At 64.2% G+C, this 4881-nt stretch carries 5 protein-coding genes and 1 pseudogene; all 6 read left to right on the plus strand.

Annotated features, from left to right (window positions below; genetic code table 11):
- A partial coding sequence (locus ACESL8_RS02540; protein WP_372915631.1) for a sugar phosphate nucleotidyltransferase occupies positions 1–655 on the plus strand: 655 nt, incomplete at its 5' end.
- Positions 652–1197: a dTDP-4-dehydrorhamnose 3,5-epimerase gene (gene rfbC / locus ACESL8_RS02545; RefSeq protein ID WP_372915633.1), complete on the plus strand. Its 546-nt coding sequence runs from the start codon at positions 652–654 to the stop codon at positions 1195–1197. The genes ACESL8_RS02540 and rfbC, both read left to right, overlap by 4 nt.
- Entirely contained in the window at positions 1194–2045 is an 852-nt protein-coding gene (rfbD, locus tag ACESL8_RS02550; RefSeq protein WP_372915635.1) for a dTDP-4-dehydrorhamnose reductase, read from the plus strand. Before rfbC ends, rfbD begins: the two co-directional genes overlap by 4 nt.
- Entirely contained in the window at positions 2042–3130 is a 1089-nt protein-coding gene (gene rfbB, locus ACESL8_RS02555; protein ID WP_372915637.1) for a dTDP-glucose 4,6-dehydratase, read from the plus strand. The genes rfbD and rfbB overlap by 4 nt, the downstream gene beginning before the upstream one ends.
- A 45-nt stretch (positions 3131–3175) precedes the next feature.
- Positions 3176–4357 (plus strand): annotated as a pseudogene (gene nhaA, locus ACESL8_RS02560) (Na+/H+ antiporter NhaA).
- Positions 4354–4881: DUF1345 domain-containing protein (locus ACESL8_RS02565; RefSeq protein ID WP_372915639.1), on the plus strand; the 528-nt coding region annotated here is incomplete at its 3' end. The pseudogene nhaA and the gene ACESL8_RS02565, both read left to right, overlap by 4 nt.

Below are 4881 nucleotides of genomic sequence, written 5' to 3' on the forward strand. Positions count from 1 at the left end.
CAGCATCCATTACGCACAGCAGCCGCGCCCGGAAGGGCTGGCGCAAGCCTATCATATCGGGGCTGATTTCGTCGGCGACAAACCCAGCGTGCTGATTTTGGGCGACAACATCTACCACGGGCACGGCCTGCCCGAACTGCTGGCCAGCGCCGACAGCCGTACCGATGGCGCCACCGTGTTCGGCTATTATGTCAAGGATCCTGCCGCGTACGGCGTTGTGTCGTTCGACACGCAGGGCCGGGCCGAGACCATCGAGGAAAAGCCCGCCCAACCCAAAAGCCATTACGCCGTCACCGGGCTGTATTTCTATGACGGCGACGCAGTCGCAATGGCGCGCGACCTCAAGCCCGGCCCGCGCGGCGAACTCGAAATCACCGATCTCAACCGGCTTTATCTGGAGGCCGGCAAACTCAATGTCGAGCTGATGGGCCGCGGCTTTGCCTGGCTCGACACCGGCACACACGCCTCATTGCTCGATGCCGCCAACTATGTGCGCATCGTGGAGGAACGGCAGGGCCTGAAGATCTGCTGCCCGGAAGAAATCGCCTGGCGGATGGGCTGGATCGACGATGCCCAGATGGAAGCCATCGCGGCACCGCTGCGCAAGTCCGGCTATGGCGAATATCTGCTTGGCCAGCTGAAGGACGGCCGGTGAACATCCTCGAAACCGCGCTACCCGGCGTGCTGATCATCGAACCCAAGGTGTTCGGCGACGCGCGCGGATTTTTCCTCGAAAGCTGGAACCACCATGCGTTTGCGGCGGCTGGGCTAACGATGGATTTCGTGCAGGACAATCACAGCCGTTCGGCGCGCGGCGTGCTGCGGGGCCTGCATTACCAGCTGGAAAATCCGCAGGGCAAACTGGTGCGCGTGACACAGGGCGCGGTGTTCGACGTGGCGGTGGATATCCGTCGTTCTTCGCCGTACTTCGGCCAGTGGGTTGGCGCGGAACTGAGCGCTGATAATCACCGCATGCTGTGGATTCCGCCCGGCTTTGCCCACGGCTTTCTGGTGCTGAGCGAAACAGCGGATTTCCTGTATAAATGCACGACGCTCTATCACCCGGCCAGCGATCGCGGCATCGGTTGGGATGATCCCACGATCGGCATCGCGTGGCCGGATACCGGTATGGCGCCGCAGCTTTCCGGCAAGGACGCCGCCGCGCCGCGCCTTGCCCACGCCGAGATTTTCGCGTGAGGGTACTTGTTGCCGGCAGCGGCGGGCAATTGGGCCGGGCGCTTGCCGCCACAGCACCCGCAGGCGTCACGCTGATCGCGCCGGCCGAAGCGGATTTCGACATCGGCAACGCAGCGCAAGTGCGCGAGGTCGTGGCGGCAGCCAGACCGAATCTGGTCATCAACGCCGCCGCCTGGACCGCCGTCGACAAGGCCGAAGCCGACGAAGCGGCAGCACTGCTGGTCAATGCCACCGCGGTTGGTCATCTCGCGGCCGCCGCCGCCGCCGCCGATGCGCGTTTCGTGCAAATTTCCACCGATTACGTGTTCGACGGCCAAGCCTGCCAGCCCTATCGCCCCGAAACGCCGCCTGCCCCAGCCAGCGCCTATGGCCGCACCAAGTTGGCCGGCGAACAGGCTGCCACCGCCCATCACCCGTCGCCGCTGATCATCCGCACCGCCTGGGTGTATGCGGCGGTCGGTAACAATTTCGTCAAGACGATGCTGCGCCTGATGGCGGAGCGGGACGAAGTGCGTGTTGTTGCAGATCAGTTGGGCACCCCCACCCACGCCGCCAGCCTGGCCCGCGCCATCTGGGCGCTGCACGGCCACAGCGGCACCTTCCACTGGACCGATGCGGGGGCGGCAAGCTGGTATGATTTCGCCATCGCCATCCACGACGAGGCGACGGCGTTGGGTATGCTCGCCCGCCCCACACGGGTGCTGCCGATCCGCACCGAAGATTATCCCACACCCGCCCGCCGCCCGGCCTATGGCGTGCTCGATAAATCATCAAGCTGGGCCATCACCGGCCCGGCGCGCCACTGGCGGCATGAACTGGTCGACTGCCTGAAAGACATATCTGCATGACCAATCTGCTCGTGACGGGCGGTGCCGGCTTCATCGGCGCCAATTTCGTGCATTATTGGCGCGCGCATCACCCGGACGATGGCATCGTGGTGCTCGATGCTCTTACCTATGCCGGTAACCGCGCCAACCTGGATGGGCTGAGCGGTGTGGAGTTCATCCACGGCGACATCCGCGACACCGCGCTGGTGGAAACGCTGCTGACCGATCACGCCATCGGCACCACCGTGCACTTCGCCGCAGAAAGCCATGTCGATCGTTCGATCCACGCGCCGGCGGCCTTTGTCGATACCAATGTGATCGGCACGCTGTCGCTGCTCACCGCCGCCCGCTCCGTGTGGCTGGCCGGATCGGGCCTGCCGCACCGGTTTCATCATGTGTCCACCGACGAGGTGTACGGCACCCTTGGCGCGAACGATCCGGCGTTCAGCGAAACCACGGCCTATGCCCCGAACAGCCCCTATTCGGCGAGCAAGGCCGCCAGCGATCACCTCGTGCGGGCCTGGCACCACACGTATGGCCTGAACGTCACCACCAGCAATTGTTCAAACAACTATGGCCCGTTCCAGTTTCCGGAAAAACTGATCCCGCTGTTTTTGATCAACGCCCTGCACGGCCGGCCGCTGCCCATTTATGGCGACGGCATGCAGATCCGCGACTGGTTGCACGTGGAAGATCATTGCCGCGGCATCGAGGCCTGCCTGATCAAGGGCCGCGTGGGCGAGACCTACAATATCGGCGGCGGCGCCGAGTTGCCCAATCTGACCGTGATCGAAACCCTGTGCGCCGCCGTTGATGCGGCCTTTGCCGCCGATGCAGGCCTGGCTGCGCGCTTCCCGAATTCGCCGGCTGCGCAGGGGCAACCCACCGCCAGCCTCAAGACGTTCGTCACCGACAGGCCTGGCCATGATCGGCGCTATGCCATCGATGAAACCAAGGCGCGCGCCGAACTGGGCTATGCCCCAACCCGCAGTTTCGATCAGGGTTTTGCCGAAACGCTGCACTGGTATCTGGCCAACGAAAGCTGGTGGCGGGCGGTAATGGATGGCAGCTACCGTGACTGGGTGGAAGCCAACTACACGCGCTAACCGGTTTTGCTTCCCCGCCATGGCCGTGGTTGGTAGATCAAGGCCATGCGAAGCCCCCTGCCCCGCTTGCCCTTCACGGTAATCCGCAAACTGCTGGCCAGCCAGGCGGGCGGCGGCCAGGTGCTGATGTTTGCTGCGGCCGCCGCCATGCTCGCCGCCAATTCGGCATTTTCTGCGCGATATTTTGCCCTGCTGCACCTGCAACTGGGGCCGATGAGCCTGCTGCACTAGATCAACGACGGCCTGATGGCGGTGTTTTTCCTGCTTGTCGGCTGCGAGATAAAACGCGAATTTGTCGATGGCGAAATGGCAACCTGGCCGCGCCGCATCCTTCCCGGTGTGGCCGCTGCGGCCGGCATGGCGCTACCGGCACTGGTCTATCTTGGCTTCAATTTCGATTTTCCGGCCAATCGCGTCGGCTGGGCCGTGCCCACGGCAACCGATATCGCCTTTGCCCTGGGCGTGATGGCGCTGCTGGGCAACCGGGTGCCGGCCAGCCTGAAACTGCTGCTCACCGCTATTGCCGTGATCGACGATTTGGGCGCCATTCTGGTGATCGCGGCGGTGTATACCGAAGGGGTTGATCTGGCGGCGCTGGCGGCGGCGACCGGGCTTTGCGGGGCGCTGGCGCTGCTGAATTGGCGGCGGGTGACGGCAATCTGGCCCTATCTGCTGGCGGGGGCGGCACTGTGGGTGGCGGTGCATGCCAGCGGTGTGCATGCCACGCTGGCCGGGGTGATCACTGCGCTGGCGCTGCCGATCCGCACCACGCCGGGCACGCGTGAAGACCGCAAAAGCCCGCTTCTGCGCGTCGAACATGCGCTGGCGCCAGTTGTCGGCTTTGCCATCGTGCCGATCTTCGGCTTTGCCAACGCCGGCGTCGATGTGCGCGACCTGACGCTTGGTGCTGCGCGCGATCCGCTGGTGCTGGGCATTGCGCTGGGGCTGCTGATTGGCAAGCAACTGGGCATTTTCGGCGCGATCATGGCTTTGGTGAAATTCAAGGTCGTCGATATGCCGGCGCATGCCAATGCCCGCCAGATCTGGGGCATGGCATTGCTGTGCGGCATCGGTTTCACCATGAGCCTGTTCATCGCAGCGCTGGCTTTTGGCACCGGCAGTGATCGGGAGGCTGCGGCCAAGCTGGGCATCATCGCCGGCAGCCTGGCCTCCGCGTTGATCGGCGCCGCAGTGTTGCGAGGCGGGCATTCGCGGCCAATGTCATGATCGGCTTCCTGCGCCGGCACCTGAACTTTGCCGCGTTCGCCGCAGTGATGATGCTGGTTGCTGGCGGGTCGGCAATGGTGCTGCACCCGGCGCGATCGCTGCTGATCGGGTTTGATTCCGGCGCGCTGGTGTTCATGCTGCTGACCGCCGCGATGTTCAACGCCACCGACGATTCGCAGATGCGCCTGCGGGTCGCGCAAAACGAGCCCGATCATGCCTGGCTGAGCATTTTCGCCCTTGTTGTCATCGCGGTGGTGTTCACATCAGTGTGGGTGGAGCTTTCGGGTGCGGGCGGCGACCACCACGGGGCCGGTGTGGCGCTGGGCGGTGCTACGCTGGCGCTGGCGTGGCTGTTCACCAACACGCTGGCGGCGCTGCATTATGCCCATATATGGTATAGCCCCGAGGGCGGCGGCATCAATTTTCCCGGTGAGAATGCCACGCCCGATTATTGGGATTTCGCCTATTTCGCCTTCACCATCGGCATGACGTTTCAGGTATCCGATGCCCAGATCACCACGCGG

This window comes from Sandarakinorhabdus sp. (assembly GCF_041689835.1).
GTDB lineage: Bacteria > Pseudomonadota > Alphaproteobacteria > Sphingomonadales > Sphingomonadaceae > Sandarakinorhabdus.

Bases quoted from the DNA above. Each gene is read 5' to 3' on its own strand.
- rfbB (WP_372915637.1), top strand. From the start codon at position 2,042: ATGACCAATCTGCTCGTGACGGGCGGTGCCGGCTTCATCGGCGCCAAT.